This window comes from Pectobacterium zantedeschiae, assembly GCF_004137795.1.
In the GTDB taxonomy this organism is placed as follows: Bacteria; Pseudomonadota; Gammaproteobacteria; order Enterobacterales; family Enterobacteriaceae; genus Pectobacterium; species Pectobacterium zantedeschiae.
In genome coordinates this window covers 1,014,810-1,032,283 of record NZ_NWTM01000001.1, presented here as the reverse complement: position 1 = coordinate 1,032,283, position 17,474 = coordinate 1,014,810, and the positions used below count along the sequence as shown (strand labels likewise).

Genomic DNA, 17,474 nt, shown 5'->3' with positions numbered 1-17,474 from the left:
TGTTATATAAACGCACTAAAGATAATTTAATTCTTTATTTTTTAATAACGAGCGTTATGGTGACATGTAATGAATTTATTCATTACATGTCACCATAATTATGCTTAAGGAAAATATTGAATTCGCGAAGTGAAATATTTATCACTATTGATATTTGTCGTTAATGATAAGGATGGCCACCTTTTTGTTTAGCTAACTGAAGGATGTCCATCAATTTCTTGTGAGTCGCACCGGTATCACCATTATTTCGCGTTATAACATCATCAAGCTGTCGCATAAATGACCAGCCTGTATTGGTCTCAATAATATTAGGATTAGCGCCATGATTTAATAACCACTCGACAGTATCTAATTGCATTCCATCCAGTGCTGCCATAATTGTCGCTTTACCTAATGAGTCAACGGCATTCACGTTAGCACCACGCTCAACCATCAACGTTAGCGTTTTAATGGTATCGTCGGAAGCAGCATCATGAAGCAAAGGCTGACCTTGAATTTTTACATTAACATCCATCCCGCCATCAATTATGGCTTGCATGTATTCTGGATAAGGCGAAGTTGCAACAACTTCAGCGACACTTCCCATATTGGGGACCTGCTGCAATGGATTTGCTCCAGATCTAACTAACTCTGCCATAATTGCCAACTGCTGGGAGTTCTTTCCATAAGCGCTTTGCAATGCAAAGAAAAGTATTGTCATATCCTGCGCACCAAGTTTATTTAAATCAGTTTTTCCAGCAAGGTCCTTTACCTCGACAGAATCGCTACGTTCTATAGCGTGCGCTAACATAAGTTGGGATCCACTAAAAAACTGTTCGGCAGGTAACTTTTTCATTGCGTTACACCCTGTCGTAAAAAATAAGCATAAAACAAGCGACATTGAAGCTAATTTATTCAGATTTTTTCTCACAAACGTCTGACCTCCATCTTAGAGATGGCGTTGTTAAGTAAATTTTTCTGGCAACTATGAAAGACCAACTCACGCTAGCGGCATATCAATTTATTACAATAGATAAAAAGCAACTAATTCACACGAAATGCACTGAAATACAACGACTCAGCAACGGTTTTATATTCATACGACAAAAGTGCTAAAAATAATAAAACCGTATCCTGACACTTACCTTTTTATTATTTTGGAAGTGAAATATTTATCACTATTGATCCTTATCCTAGAGATAAGGACGACCACCTTTTTGTTTAGCTAACTGAATGATCTCCATCAATTTCTTGTGAGTCGCACCGGTATCACCTCCATTGCGCGTTATAACATCATCAAGCTGCCGCATAAATGACCAACCTGTATTGGTCTCAACAGCATTAGGATTGGCGCCATGATTTAATAACCACTCAACAGTATCTAATTGCATTCCATCCAGTGCATACATAAGTACCGATCTTCCTAAACTATCACCTTGATTGATATCACCGCCTCTCTCCACCATCAACTTGAGCGTTGATAAAGTATTATCAGAAGCAGCACGATAGAATACTGGACGTCCCATAATTTTTGCATTTGCACTCATTCCGCCATCCAACAGTGCTTGCATGTAAATTGGGTATGGCGATGTTGCCAAGACTTCAGCAACACTTCCCATGTCAGGTACATCCTGAAGCGGATCGGCACCATTTTTTACCAATTGGCGGATCGCTGCTATCTGCCGTTCGTTTCTATCCTTTGCTGCCTGCACGGCATAGAACAAAAGCGTCATATCTTCTACTCCGGGCTTATTCAGTGCAGTATTCGGGGCAAGCACCTCGATCTCTGAAATATTTCCATTAGCAATAGCTTGTGCTAGTGTCAATTGAGCTCCATGAAAGTAATTTTCTGGGGGAAATTTATTCATTGCATTACACCCTGATGCTGAAAATAAAAATAATATCCAAAAACGGCGTGTTAATTTTTTTATAAAATGGGTAAACATACCGCCTCCATCAAATTAATAGTAGTTATTATCCTTGCCTGCGATTATCGAACAACAGGTGGCCACACCATACCTTTGCTTACGGCCAATTCGCGTATTTTCTCCAGCTTAGCTTTTACCATTTTATTTGGATGTAAATTCATCGTATCTTCTAGCATATGACTAAACTGCCATCCCGCTTTTGTCTTAATCCTCGGATCGGCTCCATGTTGCAACAGCCATATAACAACTTCATATTCATCCCGCGAAAGTGCCTCAGTTAAAACTGTCTGCCCTAGCGAGTCTTGTAAATTAATATTTGCACCTTTAGAAGTGAGGTACTTCAAAACACGTATACTGTGTTCATATGCGGCATCGAAAATGATTGGCGTCTCTTCCACCATCGAGTTAGGGCTCATACCACCATCAATTAACGCTTTCATAAAAACGTCATCATCTGAACGGGCAACAACTTCAGCCACACTTCCCATATCGGGGATCTGCTGCAATGGGTCTGCACCAGATCCAACTAACACAGCCATAATTGCCAACTGCTGGGGATCCTTTCCATAAGCGCTTTGCAATGCAAAGAAAAGAATTGTCATATCCTGTGCACCCGGCTTATTTAAATCAGTTTTTCCAGCAAGGTCCTTTACATCGACAGAATCGCTACGCTCTATAGCATGCGCTAACATAAGTTGGGAGCCACTAAAAAACTGTTCGGCAGGCAATCTTTTCATTGCACTATATCCTGTTGTAAAAATTGAACATAAAACAACCAATACTGAAGCTAGCGTCTTCAGATTCTGTCTAACAAACATCTGACCTCCATCTTAAATAGCTAATAGAATTTCCTCGTCTTCAGACTTCTCTTTCTCAATACATGACAATACCTGATCCATACCATGGCGCGCGACTGCATTCCCGCTACCACCTTCCATATCGTGGCGGGTGCCAACTGAATCAGGAACTAAATTTAGTAGACCACCAATAATCCCACCGACAATAGCACCAACTCCCCCACCAATGAGTGCTCCGATGCCTACTCCTACACCAATACGCCCTAAACCACCTAATAAACCAGGCTCCTGAATGGCTGTTAGTATTTCGCCTTTCACTCGATAAGCAGTAATATTCTCTTCATTTTGTTTAGTTATGGATCCCCCATACTTCTCAACCGTAGAAGGATTTAACCCTGCTGAATTATAAGTCCATCCTGTTTTTCCACTTGTTCTGGAGCAAGCCGATGCCATCCCACCGCCTAATGAATGACCAGTACAATCTATATTGGCATCATTCAATTTTATTTTCTTACCAATACTGACAGCTTGTTGGTAATAATCAGAATGCATATTTACACCTTGCTGAGCATTATTTTTCCAATCAACCATTTCAGGTGGCCGGGTGCCCCTAAAAACCACTGATGCTGACATATCTTTGTCAAACACAGATTGATCAGGTTCATATACTCGAGCTCTAAAACCATCATTATCAGGGATTTTTAAATCCTTGGGTTTTAAACCATATTTCGCCATAGCTGAGGAATCATCACTAATATCATTCCAACCTGGCGGCACTTCTAATGTACGTAGACTTTTACCATCTGGATCATAAACATTTTTTGCTAGTTTTGCTTTTTCAACTCCAACATTGTTTAGTTCCAAACGATTTGCTGCTGCACGTATTTTAGGATCGCTACTTTCCTTTCCCTTCGTAATGAGTTTTTTCCGCCTTTCCCAGGTCTCTTTCTTCGTCAGATTACCGCCGCGCCCTCCTTTAGCTTTGCCATTCATGGCAAAGATGTCCTGTACCCGATTGATAGGGAAACCACCAATATAAGTATCCGGGCTGTGTTCTATCGACCAGCAATCGCCCTCTACCGTGCCGCTGACTACGCCTTTATTACGCCCAGCGGCATCGCCGATGGTAGTGGGAACAAAACTTATGTTATACACAAACGCTGGATGGCCATTTAAGCGCACGCTATCTACCGTGCTCTTCGATGGCGCAAGTGTAGCCGTTACCGGATATGGTATCGGCGGCTGAATACCCGGCGTGAAACACAAGTCCGGTAGTAATCCCACTACTTTATACACGCCGTCCCTACGGGCGGCATAATTGTCAGCCATGACGTTGCTCCTGTGAAATAAGTGCAGCGAGTGACGGCGGTAGCGGGGTGAAACTGTCGTCTTGAACGTTGGTAAGCTGGTGTTGTGAACGCTGTACCATCGCATTGCGTTCATCAACTGCAATAAAGCGCAACTCCGTCATTGCCGCCTCTAACTGCTCGGAGAAGACCGCACGATAACTGCAATGCACTTTTCGGCTCGGCAGATCGATCACCAACGTATCGAGCTGTAGGTCAAAGGTCACGCCAGCCCCTTGCTGCGTGGTAACAAATGCAAACAGCGTCTCTACCGGCACAGAAAAGTTGATCTCCTGCCCCGATTTTTCCTGATGTGATATCAGGCTCTTTAGCATTACCTGCACATGCGACAGTGGTTTAGGCAGCGGAAACTGCATCCACGGATGCGCACCGCACCAGTAATCGAAGCGAAAGTCTTCAGGCAGAAACGGATGACGTAGCCGCTTCCAGGCGTCGTCATGAGTGCCAGCGAAGCCGATGCGCGGTGTCCAGCCGCGACCATAAAACCCAAATCCGGCAGGCAGATTTTCATCATCTATGTGCTTAATCGGCTGTGGTAATAGTTCAAATTGTGGTGCGGCCACACGCTGCAACTTAAGCTGTTTCTGTGCCTTCGCAGGTAGCCAGCCGATACCCACGCTATTTGACGCAGAAGCCAGCACTTCATCTTTCTCTAGACGATAGCTGCCACCCTGCGCATATTCGTAGCGTAAATCGAGGCTGGCGATCGGTTGAGCCTCGGTCAACTGCCAACTGGCGACCATGTTGCGCCACTCGCGCGGACCATAGACATTCAGCAAACGCGTGAAATCACCAATACGCACACCTACCGTGAACTGGCGCACGGCCTTGTCTTCCGGTGCCCATGCCGTTCCGTTGATCACGACATCCAACCGTGGCTTATAGGGGGCGAGATCGCTCTCAAAACGTACGCTACTGTTACCCGGTTCGTCATAGTACTCATCCTGTTCGACCAGCTCACCTTGGTCTTCACTCAGGGTAAGGTTGCCGCTGATAATATCGAGCTCGTAGCTGACACGCGCCACCAACACGCTGAAGCCGTGATCGTGTTGATCGATCGATTCAAACAGTTGCGCTGGGAACGCGCTGTAGTTAGCAAAATTTTCCATAATCAGTTGATATCAATCTGCGTTCCGTCGATGTCGATAACCTTCTCTCCCACCAACTTAATTTTGTTGGCACTGAGGGTGATGGTCCCGTTCTGCTCAAGCACAATCATTGATTCGCCACATACCAGCGTGATTTTGTCCTCTGCGCTGAACTCCGCTGACGTTCCTGCTGAGAGGCCGATATCACGACCGGCATTGAGGGAATATTTCATCCCAACATTGTGCATTTGCATCGCCCCCACGTTGGTCATCCAGCCAGCACCGACATTGAGCACATAAGCCGCCCCAATATTGGTGTTCTGCGCCAGACCAACATTCAACATGGATGCCAGCGCAATCGTCTCGGCCTTCGCCTGATCGACTTTAAGCGTCTGATTGCCGTTAACCGTGACTGACTGATTCTGACCGATGCGCACATTTTCGTTCTGGTCGACCGTCTCGGTACGATTACTGTGAACCGTGATCGTTTCGTTACCATCTACGGTTTCAGAGCGATTCTGATGGACGGTGATGGTCTCGTTTTGATCGACTGTTTCGGTGCGGTTCTTTTTGACCTCGGTGGTTTCATTACCATCGATGGTTTTGCTGCGATTGTTGCCAACCAGGTGGGTCTCGTCATTCTCCACCTCGGTATCCATATTCTTCTCAGCATGGAGCCACACCTGCTCCTCGCCCGCCTTGTCCTCAAAGCGCAGCGCGTTCGCGGTGTCCGCCGTGCCGTCTTTCGACCGGCTCATGAACCCCATCTGCGTCGCCGCCGCTGGCAGCGACCACGGCGGCATGCTCGCCTCGTTGTACACCCTGCCAATGATCAGCGGACGGTCCGGGTCGCCGTTGATGAAGTCCACCACTACTTCATCGCCCACGCGCGGGATCTGCACCCCGCCAAATCCCTGACCTGCCCACGCACTTGAGACTCGTACCCAGCACGAACTCGTGTCGTCACCCTTCGCCAGCCGGTCCCAGTGGAACTTCACCTTCACGCGGCCGTACCGGTCCGTCCAGATAGATTCACCCTGCGGGCCCACTACCTTCGCCGTCTGCGGGCCGTGCGTCTTAGGCCATACCGTCGTCGGCGGTGCGCGGAAGGTGACCGACGCAGGCAGTACCGTGAATGCGATGTTGTGCCGGCCCCCGCTCGTGTCGCCACTGGCGTAGGCGTTCTCAGCAAAGTCATAGGTCGCCAAGGTCACCAGATATTCCCCGTTGTCGCTAAAATGCGGCGCGTTAAGGAGACCGAAGGTAAACCCCGGCGCAATGCCCGTCGCCGTGCCCAACCCGCTTACGCTGTGGTGCTCCACCTGCCACACCTCCTGACGGATTCGCGTGTAAAATTCGCCGTGGCTGTGGTCCACAAAATGACCCGGCCAGTCGTATACGTCCACCGAGCCCGGCGTCGGTGACGCCGGGTTCTGCCGCGCCTGCAACATCCACGCGTTCGGCTTGCGGAAATCGTAGTCATCTGTGCTGTACATCCCCGGCGTGACGCTCTCGGCCAGCGACCACTGGCTGATGCCCTCTTCCGTAACGCTGCCGCCCGACGGCGTTACGTGGTATGCCAGTGTTTCGTAGCCGGGAAACGCCTTGTGCTGATCCGTTGCATCGCACAACACCAGCGTGTGCCGTTCCTGCTCGTGGCGGAACCAGTAGTAAATCCCCTCTAGCTCTATCAATCGACTGATGAAGTCCAGGCTGCTCTCCTGGTACTGCACGCAGTACTCCCATACCCGGTAACTGCCCGATAAACGCATCTCCACGTTGACCCCGTACTCCTTCAGCAGCGTCTGCACTATCTGCGGCACCGTCTGGCTCTGGAAGATGCGCAGGTTGCGGTCACGCCCCATCGGCCACAGGTCAGACTCTACCGTTAGCGTGTACACCGCGTAGCGCGTGCCACTCAGCTCTTCGCTGCGCACCGCCACCCGGGTGATTTTGCCATTGAGGTAGCGTGGGCTCAGCAGGCTCTCCGTCGGCAGCGTAAACGTGACCGGCTGACCCAGCAGCGCATGCCGGTCGATACGTGCGTCGGTGGCGAGCAGGTCGGCGGTCAGCACAAACGACTGGGACAGCGCCTCAGTGCCTGAGAGTTTCCAGAACAGCAGGCCATCCATCGGCAACTGCGCGGTGATGCGTGAGAACATAGATAGATTCCGTAAATTGTTTGAGGCGAATGAATCGTAATGGAAAGTGAAAGACTAAAATGCAATGAATATAAAGCAGAGTAATTCAGATATAATCATTCAATTTTATTTTATACGTGAGAAAATGCTTATTTGTGAAACATTAAATAGCGATGTATATATTTCAACGACCTGTATTCATACTTTTAATCAGTATTATGTGTAATACCCTTATTCGTTTCAATAAGCCGTTGACTTTCAACCCAACCAATAATCTGGTCGCCATCCTGGGTTAAATACATCACACTGTAAAATCCCCCAAATGCTGAATACACATAGAGTGAATTCCCAGGGGCCACAAATGTGTCCTTTAGCACGCACCTGTCATCAGGCGCAGAATAAAACTGCAATTGTCCTCCCCCCCTTACTTTATAAATATTGTTATGGTGAGAAAAAAACACAAATTTTTTATCGATCACTTTGTTAAATTGATTGCAAAATTCGTTTGAAAAACAAATATCGGGTAATAACACGGATGATAAAAATATACAGACAACAATCAGCCTCATATTTACCCCACTCAAAATAATTACACCCCTCAGTCTTGAACTGATCTCCATAATAATGCTGCTTACTTTATTTCAGTATTTAAGGTTTTTGGGCTCAGAGATAGTGAGATTTTTATACTACGCAGTTGAGCCCACTGACGGTGAAAAGTAGATTCCTGACGATTAACCGTGGGGATCGAGCAACCAAACGCCTTCCCGACTAATCTGCAAGGTTTGCTCACGAGTGCCGCTTTGACCGCTGATGGCGAAAGTGTAACGGCCCAGAGCTAGTTGTAGTGAGGCGAAGCCATTCGTCGCAGGAACCAGCGCCTGCGGCTTGCCGTTAACCTCGACGCGATCTCCCTGCTGTAGCTTGATGTACACCTGCGCAACCCGTATTGGCTCGGGTTCGTGCGGCGTAACCTGAGCTTGCGCTAGTGCAGTCGGTTGTTCTGCCTGCGTTTGGGGTTCAAGGGGGGCCGCAGGTGCACTATTTTGCGTAGTTTCCGGCGGAACTACCTGCTCAGCACCGCCCGACATCAGCATACCTATGCACAGGCCAACCAACGCACCGGCCGCCACCAATCCAGGAAGCGCAAAGCGATAGCGCAGCAGCGATTTCACCCGCGATTCCGGCTCGGCCTCTACCACATTGTCTACCAGCGCCAACATGGTGCCCGGTCCGCTGATTTTAACGTCCAGCAGTTCGGGTTCGCGCTCCGGTAATTTGATGAGTTCGGCAAAAGCATCAATGCTTTGCGTACGATCCTCCGGTTTCAGCGCTAACGAACGATCCACCGCTTCCAGCAGCGCGGCAGAGTAGCCTGACACACGGCGCTGCGCCAGCGGCAAATAGTTATCTTCGATGCTACGCACCACGCTGACCGGCGGCGGCGCGCCGGTGATCAAAGTATGCAGCGCGGCTCCCAGCGCGTAGATATCGGTCCATGCGCCCTGCTCACTCTCGTCATTGTCGCTGTACTGCTCAATCGGTGCATAGCCAGGGCGCAGCATGGTTTCACTTTCATCCGACAGGTTTCCGATGGTTTTACGCGCCGAGCCGAAGTCCAGCAACACAGGATCGCCATTGCTCTGAATCTGGATGTTATCCAGCGAAATATCACGATGCAGATAACCCGCTTCGTGGATAGTTTTGATGGCCCCCAGCAACGGCGGTAGCAGACGACGGATCCAAGCCTCATCCACCAACTGCGGATTACGCTCACGCAGCGTGGAAAGCGTGGTACCGCTGTAGAGCACCGTGCCCATATAAGCGGTGTCGTTCTGTACCCAGAAACGCAGCACATGCAGGAGATTGGGATGATTGAAACGGGCCAGCAGACGCGCTTCCTGGATAAAGCTATTCAATCCGGCATAGAAAGTTTTACTAAAGCGTTCACTGCGCAGTACCAGATTGAGATCATCACTGCGCACCGCCAGCGAGGCAGGCATGAACTCTTTGATCGCGATATCACGCTCCAACTGATGATCCCAGGCACGATAGACAATACCGAAGCCACCACCACCAATAACTTCTTTAATTTCAAACTCATTGAAACGGTAACCCAACGGTAAGGCATTGGGTACGTTCAGGGGATTATCGTGTTCCGACATTTTTAATAACTCTCTAATGACTAACGGCTTTAGATATCGAATTGGCAAACAAACTCGCCCTGCTCACTGCGCACTTGTATACGCCGATAGTGTTCATCGCGTGCATGGGCGCTAAGCAACATCTGACTCATCTGCGGCAACAGGGTGTTGGTGAGGATGGCATCGACCATACGGCCACCGGATTCCACCTCGGTGCAGCGCTGTACGATCAGGTGCACTACGGAGGCATCGATCTCAGCCTCAATGCCGTGGTTGTCTGCCAAACGTCGTACAATGCGCGCCAGTTGTAGCTGCACAATCTCTGCTAGCATGGCATCGCTAAGCGGGTAATACGGCACAACCAATAAACGGCCTAGCAGCGCGGCCGGGAACACGTCCAATAGCGGTTTACGCAGCGCCGCACTGAGCGAATCGGGGTCAGGCATCAGTTCTGGATCGGCGCACAGTGCGCTAATCACCTGCGTACCGACATTGGAGGTCAGAATGATGATGGTGTTACGGAAATCGATATGGCGACCTTCGCCATCCTCCATCCAGCCTTTGTCGAACACCTGAAAGAAAAGTTCATGTACATCGGGATGCGCTTTCTCGATCTCATCCAGCAGCACTACGCTGTATGGCCGACGACGTACAGCTTCGGTCAGCACACCGCCCTCACCGTAACCCACGTAACCTGGCGGTGCGCCTTTCAGCGTGGAAACGGTGTGTGATTCCTGGAATTCACTCATGTTGATGGTAATGATGTTTTGCTCACCACCGTACAAAGATTCTGCCAAGGCCAGCGCAGTTTCCGTTTTGCCGACGCCCGATGGGCCGCACAGCATAAACACGCCGACTGGCTTGTTAGGGTTGTCGAGGCGCGCGCGCGCAGTGCGCACACGTTTAGCGATCAGATCCAGACCATGACGCTGACCAATCACGCGTTGATTAAGGGTGTCAGCGAGGTTGAGTACTGCATCAATCTCGTTCTTTACCATGCGGCCCAGCGGAATGCCGGTCCAGTCAGATACCACCGCCGCCACCACACCAGCATCAACCGCCGCGAATAGCAGTGGCGTTTCGCCCTGTACCTCGCGCAAGCGCTGCCGAGCGATATCCAATTCGTCGCGTAATGCCGCTTCACCTTCCACCACGCAACGCCCACACAACGCAATCAGTTGATTAACCAGCTCGCGCTCCTTCTGCAAACGCTGCTGCAACGCATCACGTTCTGCTTCTAGCTCCACGCGCTGTACGGCAATCGCCTGCCGCCGCGCAGCATCGCCAAGACCAACTTTGGCTTCACGCTCGGTAATCTCTGCTTCAATTTCCAGTGCATCCAGACGATGTAAACAATCCTCCAGTGCCGCAGGCTGCGCGCTCTGGCTTACCGCCACCCGCGCGCAAGCGGTATCAAGCAGAGCAACGGCTTTGTCTGGCAACTGCCGTGCTGGAATATAGCGATGCGATAATTTCACCGCCGCACTGACCGCTTCATCCAGCAGCAGCACCTGATGATGCTTTTCCAGTGCGCTGACGGTACCGCGCAACATCAGAATCGCTTTGTCTTCATCCGGTTCCTGTATCTGCACCGTCTGGAAGCGACGTGTCAGTGCAGGATCTTTCTCGATATACTTTTTGTATTCTGTCCATGTGGTCGCACCGATGGTGCGTAACTGACCACGCGCCAAAGCTGGCTTAAGCAGGTTAGCGGCATCGCCTGTGCCCTGCTGTCCACCGGCGCCGACCAGCGTGTGAATCTCATCAACAAACAGCACAATAGGCGTTGGGCTGGATTGCACTTCATTGATTAGCGCCTGTAAACGCGCTTCGAATTCGCCTTTCATTCCAGCCCCTGCCTGGAGTATGCCGATATCCAGCAGCCACAGTTGTACATCGCGCAACGGTGCCGGCACATCGCCTGCAGAAATCCGTAGTGCCAGACCTTCCACTACTGCCGTTTTGCCGACGCCAGCTTCACCGGTCAGCAGCGGATTGTTCTGTCGGCGACGCATCAGAATATCCACCATCTGGCGAATCTCTTCGTCGCGCCCGGTGACCGGATCGATGTGCCCTTCACGCGCGCGCGCGGTAAGATCCTGTGCGTACTGCGCCAGCGTGCTATTACTGGTAGTCGGGACGGCACCTTCTGCGCTCGGCGGTGCGATTAGCGCCTGCTGCGCCTCTTTACTGCTGCCGAGTACCGTATCGAACTGATCCAGCAGCGCGTCGGCGTTAATGTGGGCGAACTGGCTGGATATGCCTTTCAGTACGCTGGCGAGATTGAAGGTTTTCAACATACCAATCAGCAGATGACCGCCACGGATCCGTGTGGCACCATACTTGAGAGAGGCGTAAACCCAGGCGCGTTCCACAGCACTATCAATATGTTCAGCAAGGTCGGAAACCGCACTCGCCCCTCGTGGCAGGCGGTCAAGGGCGCTAACGATATCTCGCGTCAGAGCACTTTCATCCAGTGAAAAATGGCTGATTACCCGCTGTAAGTCGCCCTCTTGTTGCTGCATCAACTGGTGCAGCCAATGCACCAGTTCAACATAGGGATTGCCGCGCAGTTTGCAAAAGGCGGTGGCGCTTTCCAGCGAAGTAAATAACAGCGTATCCAGTTTGCCGAATAACACGGCACGGCTGATTTCTGACATATCGAGTCTCTTAAATGAAAGAAGCACAAGCGGTGTAACAGGGAAAAGCGATGGGGCTAGCGTGCCGCAGCCTCAACCTCAAACATAAAATCTTCACGATCCTGTAACTGCGGCATTTGCCCCAGCCAACTGGTGTAACCAAGACGGGCATTACCGCCCAGCGTCACACTCTGCACGTCGTCTGCCGCCAGAATCAGGCTAAGATCCCACTGCATTTCAATGCCGAGGTAGTGACGCACCCAGTCACGCACTTCGCGTACACCCGGTGTATCCGGTAGGAAGCGGGCATATTGTTCAATACTGAGCGGTCCAAAACGCAGGCAGAAACGGTGCTGCACATCGCGTACCGAAACACCGAGAAATGACGATGTGCCAAGGCGCGGTATCTGGCGACCTGCACCTAATCGCGCCTGATCGCGCTTATCCAGCGTCAGCCACTGCGGCACGTTCTGTTCCATCTGTACCGGTACGCCAAAGTAATGGCGCAAAATACGCACTAGCCCTTCAGCATCATGACCGTGACGGCTGAGGTGGCCGACTAACATCAGACGTGCATGCAAACTCAGTGAAGTGGCTTGCTGTTGAGCGGGTAATCCAATACCGGACAAGCACGCCAGATAGTTGAGAAATCGACGGTTATCACTGCGATCCAGGGATACTGTGGGCTGTGCATCGGCCCAGACGCGATAAAATAGCAACGTCGCGCGATGATGAAATAGGTCAGCAAAAGCGGCAAAACTGTGGTCCTGGTGATGCACGATACGCTCGCGTGCATATTCGGTCAGGTGCGTAGGTAGCGGCCCGTTGGGGCCAAACAAGCCGAAGCTATAAATGGAGACCTCGTGGCGATCATCCTCCTCACGTTGGCTAACCTCTGCTACTGCGGCGGGTGCAAAAGCCAGTGACGGCGTTTGGCCAATCCGCACTACCTCAAATTTCGGCAATGGCGCACGGCCCAACGCATAACCTTGCCCACACTGGGCATCCAGCTTGCGCAACAACTGGAAGAGATCGTAGCGCCACGGTGCCGCCATCACCTCCTGCCAGAAATTATCCGGTAGACGCATGGCACGCTGTAGCGCAATGCCTTGCGCCAACTCGCTCATATCAACGCCTTCTTGCCCATGCGTGGCGGCCAGTAACCGACTTCGCCACGCTGCTGGCTGTTCAGGGTGAATTCTGTGAAACTATTTAGCGCAACCAGTCGAGAAAAAACGCGCTCCAAGACACTACCAAATAGCCACGGGCTTGCACCGGAGAATGCCTGCTCATCAACCTCCAACGTGATATTGACACCGCGCGCAAACACGACGGGCCCCGGTTCAGGCACACGACGGTTGACGGTGCTGAGTTGGCAATGGCGGATACCTTCAATTTGGCGTGATACCGGCGCATCGGCTGGGTTGGCATACAGACCAAGTAGCTGGCGCAATGCCGCAGCACCTTCACCGTCGGCGCTGTCCATCAGACTGAGATAGTTCATTTGCAAATGGCTAATCAGCCGCCAGGATGAGAGTCCTTCAGCTAGCGCTGGACGCGGTGGCGTTGGGCCTTTACATAACGTCAACTGCCCCACGGGGATCGAATCAGGCATCACAAAGTTGCCCTGATCCTGCTGCAATAGCATGAGCGGTAAATCACGACTGGTACACATCACTTCTGCCGATAGATAACGTAGGTCATCACGCCACGGCGTGTGATGTTCATCTACCAGCGACAGGAAAACTTCCGAACCCATGTAGCCGGTGCGTGTACCATAGCGCTGCGCATGTTCGGATAGCGTGCGCTGCTCACGCCGCAGCGAAAAATAGGCTCCGTAATCGCCACCATCACTACTGAAGGTGCTCCAGAAGGAGCGGAAAATCTGCTCATCTCGTTTCCCTTCCATCGTGGCAAACAGCCGCTGCACCGAATGCACTTCATAATCCAGTGGACGGATATTATCGACCACCACGTGGTATTCGTGTTGGCTGTCGCTGACCTTTATACGTTCAGCGGTTTTCGGGAACAGATTTATGACGGGGGTGCAATGTAACGCCAGATGACTGGCATCCACTACACTCTCTAGTGCGCTGTCGGCTTTATCCAGCAGGATAATAATTTCAAAGGATTGGGCGTTACCACAGCCGCGTATAAACGGTGCCAACTGCCTTAAACTGATGAACTGGAAACGAACAGGAAAAGCAAAATACTCTTGCAGCAGGCGATAGCCATCAAAGTTCCGCAGGTCGTCTGGTAGCAAGGCCTGCTCCGGTGCAAATCCTTCCTGCTGTAGTGCATCATCGCTTAACACCTGGCGCAGTGGCTTTCTTTCCACAGATTGCAGCAGGACACCAACTCGATGCTGCATCAATAATTCCAGCAGCTTCAGCGCCTGGATATCCGGGCCACTTAGGTACAGCATGACATCATCCAGCTTGAGCTGGTCTAACGACGAAACACCCTCACATTCAATACGGATCCGCAATGCGCCAACGGCATCGGTACCGCTCAGTTTTAGCTCCCCCAAGGGGATATCCGCAGGCACACCGCCAAGCGAGACATTGCTGATGCGTAACGGCTGCAACATCACGTCATGTGCCGTGGTATAGCTACAGGTGACACCGCTTTTTTTGAGATTTTGGCTTTCCATCATGGTACCGCGTGGCACGAGGAAACCATTGCTAATGTCGCCTTTTTGCGTGTCTGGCGTGAGTTGGGCAATTGCCATTGACGGCGTCGGCGATAAGTAACCCGGCGCAATCATTTCCAGCATACGCTGCGAAAAACGCGGGAACTCAGCGTCCATTTTCAACTGAACGCGCGAAGTGAGGAAGGCGAAACCTTCCATCATTCGTTCAACGTAAGGATCGGCGACATCAATCCCTCGCATGCCCAGACGCCCGGCCACTTTGGGATAGCGTGCGGCAAACTCCGCGCCCATCTCACGCAAATAAGCGAGCTCACGGTTGTAGTAATCAAGCAGTTTGCTGTCCATGATTAACTGGCATCCTGTAGTTCGAAGTGGCCGCTCTCCAGCTCAATTTGGGTGCGGAACAAAAACTCCAGTGGATAAGGCACGCACCATAGGCGGCCCTTGATCTCAATCGACAACACGTTATGCAGGCTGAGTGAGGTCATGTCGCTGATGCAGCGCACCTGTAAGCCTTGCGGCAGAATGCGCGGTTCGAAGTGCAGGATGGCATCGGTCATTTTGCGCTGGATATCCAGCCATTCGATGTCTGAAATGTTCTGCCCAGACAACGGTGCCACGCCGAAATTCCACACCGAGCGCTGCACTTCACCGAATTCGCTGAGATCCTGCTGCGCTTCATTGTTGATGGTGTTGAACAACCACTGTAGATCTCGTAGCACATGGCGACGCAGTGTGCTGTGTGAGATCAACGTGTTGCTGTTAGCGTCGTTACGTTTGTCCGGCGCATTGTCGGTCAGGCGATCGAGCAGCGATGGTTGCAGCTTGTCGCGCGCGGTTAACGTATCGCGATTTTTACGTGCGCGGAAACCGCTATGCAGTAGTGCATGTCCGTCGTTGTTCGAACGATTATCACTGCTCATCGGCAACCTCGATCGCGTTAAAGGTGATCTGTTGCAACGCCAGCAGCGGGGATTCGGCACTGTCACTTAGCCATATTTTCTGGCCGTTGCCGATGAACTGGCTACCCTCTTCACCCTGCGTCTGCCATTCGGTAACGCTGGCGCGCAGATAGCGTTCGTCCGCGCCCTGTAGCAAGGGATAACGCACCGGGATCTGGCAAATCTGTTCGCTGCCATCGATCAGTTGTACGCGTGTGTGGCGCCAAATTAAGTCGGTAACGCTGGCTGGAGCCTGGAACACCATCTCGCGAATAGCGGCAAACGGGATCCAATAATAACGACCATTGGCAATGGCTTCGCATACCGGACCAAAACGGCTGTCGCCGTCCATCAGCCAGGCGAAATCCATTGTTTCATCCTGCTGTTGCAACTGGCCGGGATTGGCGTCAGCCTGATCCAACGCGTCGGCACGCCACTCTGCGCCACGTATGAAATCACCCGCAATATCGGCACGCAGTGCAGCTAGCAGGGTTTCACACCAGCGCCAGGCGCTGCCCGGCAGCTGTGGTTCTGCCTCACCGCGTAGCACCGCCTCACGCTGCTGTTCACCGGCAATCGTCTGCTGCAGCAAAGTTACCGTGGGCTGCGCCAGCGGCGTTAAGGCTAGCCAAGGTTGCAACTGGGCTTGCGCGCGCGTCCAATTGCCAGCCAAACACAGTAGTTGCACAAAAGCGGCTCGCAAATCGGCATTGGCTGGGGCAGCTTGAATCTGGCGCATAATCTCAGCAAGATTATCGGCTAATGAACCACTCGCCAGACGCTGTTGTAAGGACTCCATGCAAGCTCCTTTTGCGTTAATTAATGGTGCGGTAAACCGCAGCGGCAGGATCTTTCAGCTCTGGATGCAGCTGTTCGACCAGTTGAACCTTGATCGGTGCATTCCCACTCAGCCACGGCGACCACACATTGCTCACTTCCCGCAGACGCGCCCGTAGCACACTGTCATTAGCCGCATGGCTGGCAGGCATTTGTACGACGACCTGATTCGGTGCCTGCCAGCCATTGAATTGGTTACTGAATGGCAGCACCAGCCAACTCTCCGGCGATTTATGGTTACTCAGCACCATACGTTCGCGGTTAACGGTAGTAATGCTGAGCTCGGTGGTTTCCAACTTGCTATTCAGGCCCACAATCGGGAAACCCTCTAGGAAGGTGACATCCACAGTTTTCTCCTCGCCATTACCTACCTGCGTCAGGCTACTATGGCCGCTCAGCCACTCCCCCTGAGCACAGATCGGCCCCTGTGTTGATGGTACAAACAGCGCGTTGACTTGCGCCGGATGCTGCCACCAGGTACGGAAGTGGCAACCATCAAGCTGGCTAAATTGCAGCCACGGCGTGGTATCGGCCGGCGGTGAATTCAGCACCGGTGCAGTTGGCTCAGCCGCACTGACTGAGAGCGGTTCTACTGAAGGAGGCGGCGGCGTGGCCACCGTTTTCCACTGCTGCGCTTTGGCCGCGCTGCCGGTAGCGATTTCGCTGCCGTCTGCATCGGTCAGTTGCCAGTGCAACTGCTGCAAAGGTTTACACTGTGACGCCATCAGTTTGGCAACGCGCGGCAGGAAATCGTCCAAGTCCGCGGCACTTTTATCACCTTGACTGACAATACGCAGAGCCACACTGCTCTTACACCAACTCGCCAACTGGTTATTTTTTACATCATCGATCCAGACATCCAGTTTCTGTGCCGGTGACTGCACAATACGATAGTTATCAGCAAAAGCGTGTGTGCTGAGCAGCAACGTAGCCAGTACCAGTAATCCATGTTTCATGTTGACG

14 protein-coding genes are annotated in these 17,474 nt (G+C 51.6%); all 14 read right to left on the bottom strand.

From position 1 onward, the window contains the following. Positions 1-160: 160 nt before the first annotated feature. On the bottom strand, positions 161-835 hold the full coding sequence (locus CLR69_RS04630) for an ankyrin repeat domain-containing protein (protein ID WP_242451551.1): 675 nt from the start codon (positions 833-835) through the stop codon (positions 161-163). Between the two features lie 337 nt (positions 836-1,172). Continuing rightward, positions 1,173-1,925, bottom strand: a complete 753-nt coding sequence (locus CLR69_RS04625; protein WP_129708152.1) for an ankyrin repeat domain-containing protein — start codon at positions 1,923-1,925, stop codon at positions 1,173-1,175. Between the two features lie 44 nt (positions 1,926-1,969). Continuing rightward, positions 1,970-2,725, bottom strand: a complete 756-nt coding sequence (locus CLR69_RS04620) for an ankyrin repeat domain-containing protein (protein ID WP_242451549.1) — start codon at positions 2,723-2,725, stop codon at positions 1,970-1,972. A 12-nt stretch (positions 2,726-2,737) separates the two neighbouring features. Next, complete coding sequence (locus tag CLR69_RS04615; RefSeq protein ID WP_129711204.1) at positions 2,738-4,033, bottom strand: Tle-like phospholipase domain-containing protein; 1,296 nt, start codon at positions 4,031-4,033, stop codon at positions 2,738-2,740. Continuing rightward, positions 4,026-5,180, bottom strand: coding sequence for a DUF2169 family type VI secretion system accessory protein (locus CLR69_RS04610; protein WP_129711203.1), 1,155 nt, complete (start codon positions 5,178-5,180; stop codon positions 4,026-4,028). The genes CLR69_RS04615 and CLR69_RS04610 overlap by 8 nt, the downstream gene beginning before the upstream one ends. Positions 5,181-5,182: 2 nt before the next feature. Continuing rightward, a complete protein-coding gene (locus CLR69_RS04605; protein ID WP_129711202.1) occupies positions 5,183-7,321 on the bottom strand; it encodes a type VI secretion system Vgr family protein in 2,139 nt (712 codons plus the stop codon). A gap of 185 nt (positions 7,322-7,506) precedes the next feature. Next, positions 7,507-7,920, bottom strand: a complete 414-nt coding sequence (locus CLR69_RS04600; protein ID WP_242451548.1) for a hypothetical protein — start codon at positions 7,918-7,920, stop codon at positions 7,507-7,509. A gap of 111 nt (positions 7,921-8,031) precedes the next feature. Then, positions 8,032-9,462: a serine/threonine protein kinase gene (locus CLR69_RS04595; protein ID WP_129711201.1), complete on the bottom strand. Its 1,431-nt coding sequence runs from the start codon at positions 9,460-9,462 to the stop codon at positions 8,032-8,034. 29 nt (positions 9,463-9,491) lie between these two features. Beyond that, positions 9,492-12,101 carry a type VI secretion system ATPase TssH gene (gene tssH, locus CLR69_RS04590; protein WP_129711200.1) on the bottom strand — a complete coding sequence of 870 codons (2,610 nt, stop codon included), beginning with the start codon at positions 12,099-12,101 and terminating at the stop codon, positions 9,492-9,494. Positions 12,102-12,157: 56 nt separating this feature from the next. Beyond that, entirely contained in the window at positions 12,158-13,207 is a 1,050-nt protein-coding gene (tssG, locus tag CLR69_RS04585) for a type VI secretion system baseplate subunit TssG (protein ID WP_129711199.1), read from the bottom strand. Then, positions 13,204-15,078, bottom strand: coding sequence for a type VI secretion system baseplate subunit TssF (gene tssF / locus CLR69_RS04580; protein ID WP_129711198.1), 1,875 nt, complete (start codon positions 15,076-15,078; stop codon positions 13,204-13,206). Before tssF ends, tssG begins: the two co-directional genes overlap by 4 nt. A 2-nt stretch (positions 15,079-15,080) precedes the next feature. Then, positions 15,081-15,656, bottom strand: a complete 576-nt coding sequence (gene tssE, locus CLR69_RS04575) for a type VI secretion system baseplate subunit TssE (protein ID WP_129711197.1) — start codon at positions 15,654-15,656, stop codon at positions 15,081-15,083. Then, the gene (locus CLR69_RS04570; protein ID WP_129711196.1) at positions 15,646-16,473 is read right to left on the bottom strand and encodes a type VI secretion system accessory protein TagJ; all 828 of its coding nucleotides are present in this window, start codon (positions 16,471-16,473) and stop codon (positions 15,646-15,648) included. The genes tssE and CLR69_RS04570 overlap by 11 nt, the downstream gene beginning before the upstream one ends. Positions 16,474-16,489: 16 nt before the next feature. Next, positions 16,490-17,467, bottom strand: a complete 978-nt coding sequence (locus tag CLR69_RS04565) for a hypothetical protein (protein ID WP_129711195.1) — start codon at positions 17,465-17,467, stop codon at positions 16,490-16,492. Positions 17,468-17,474: the final 7 nt, after the last annotated feature.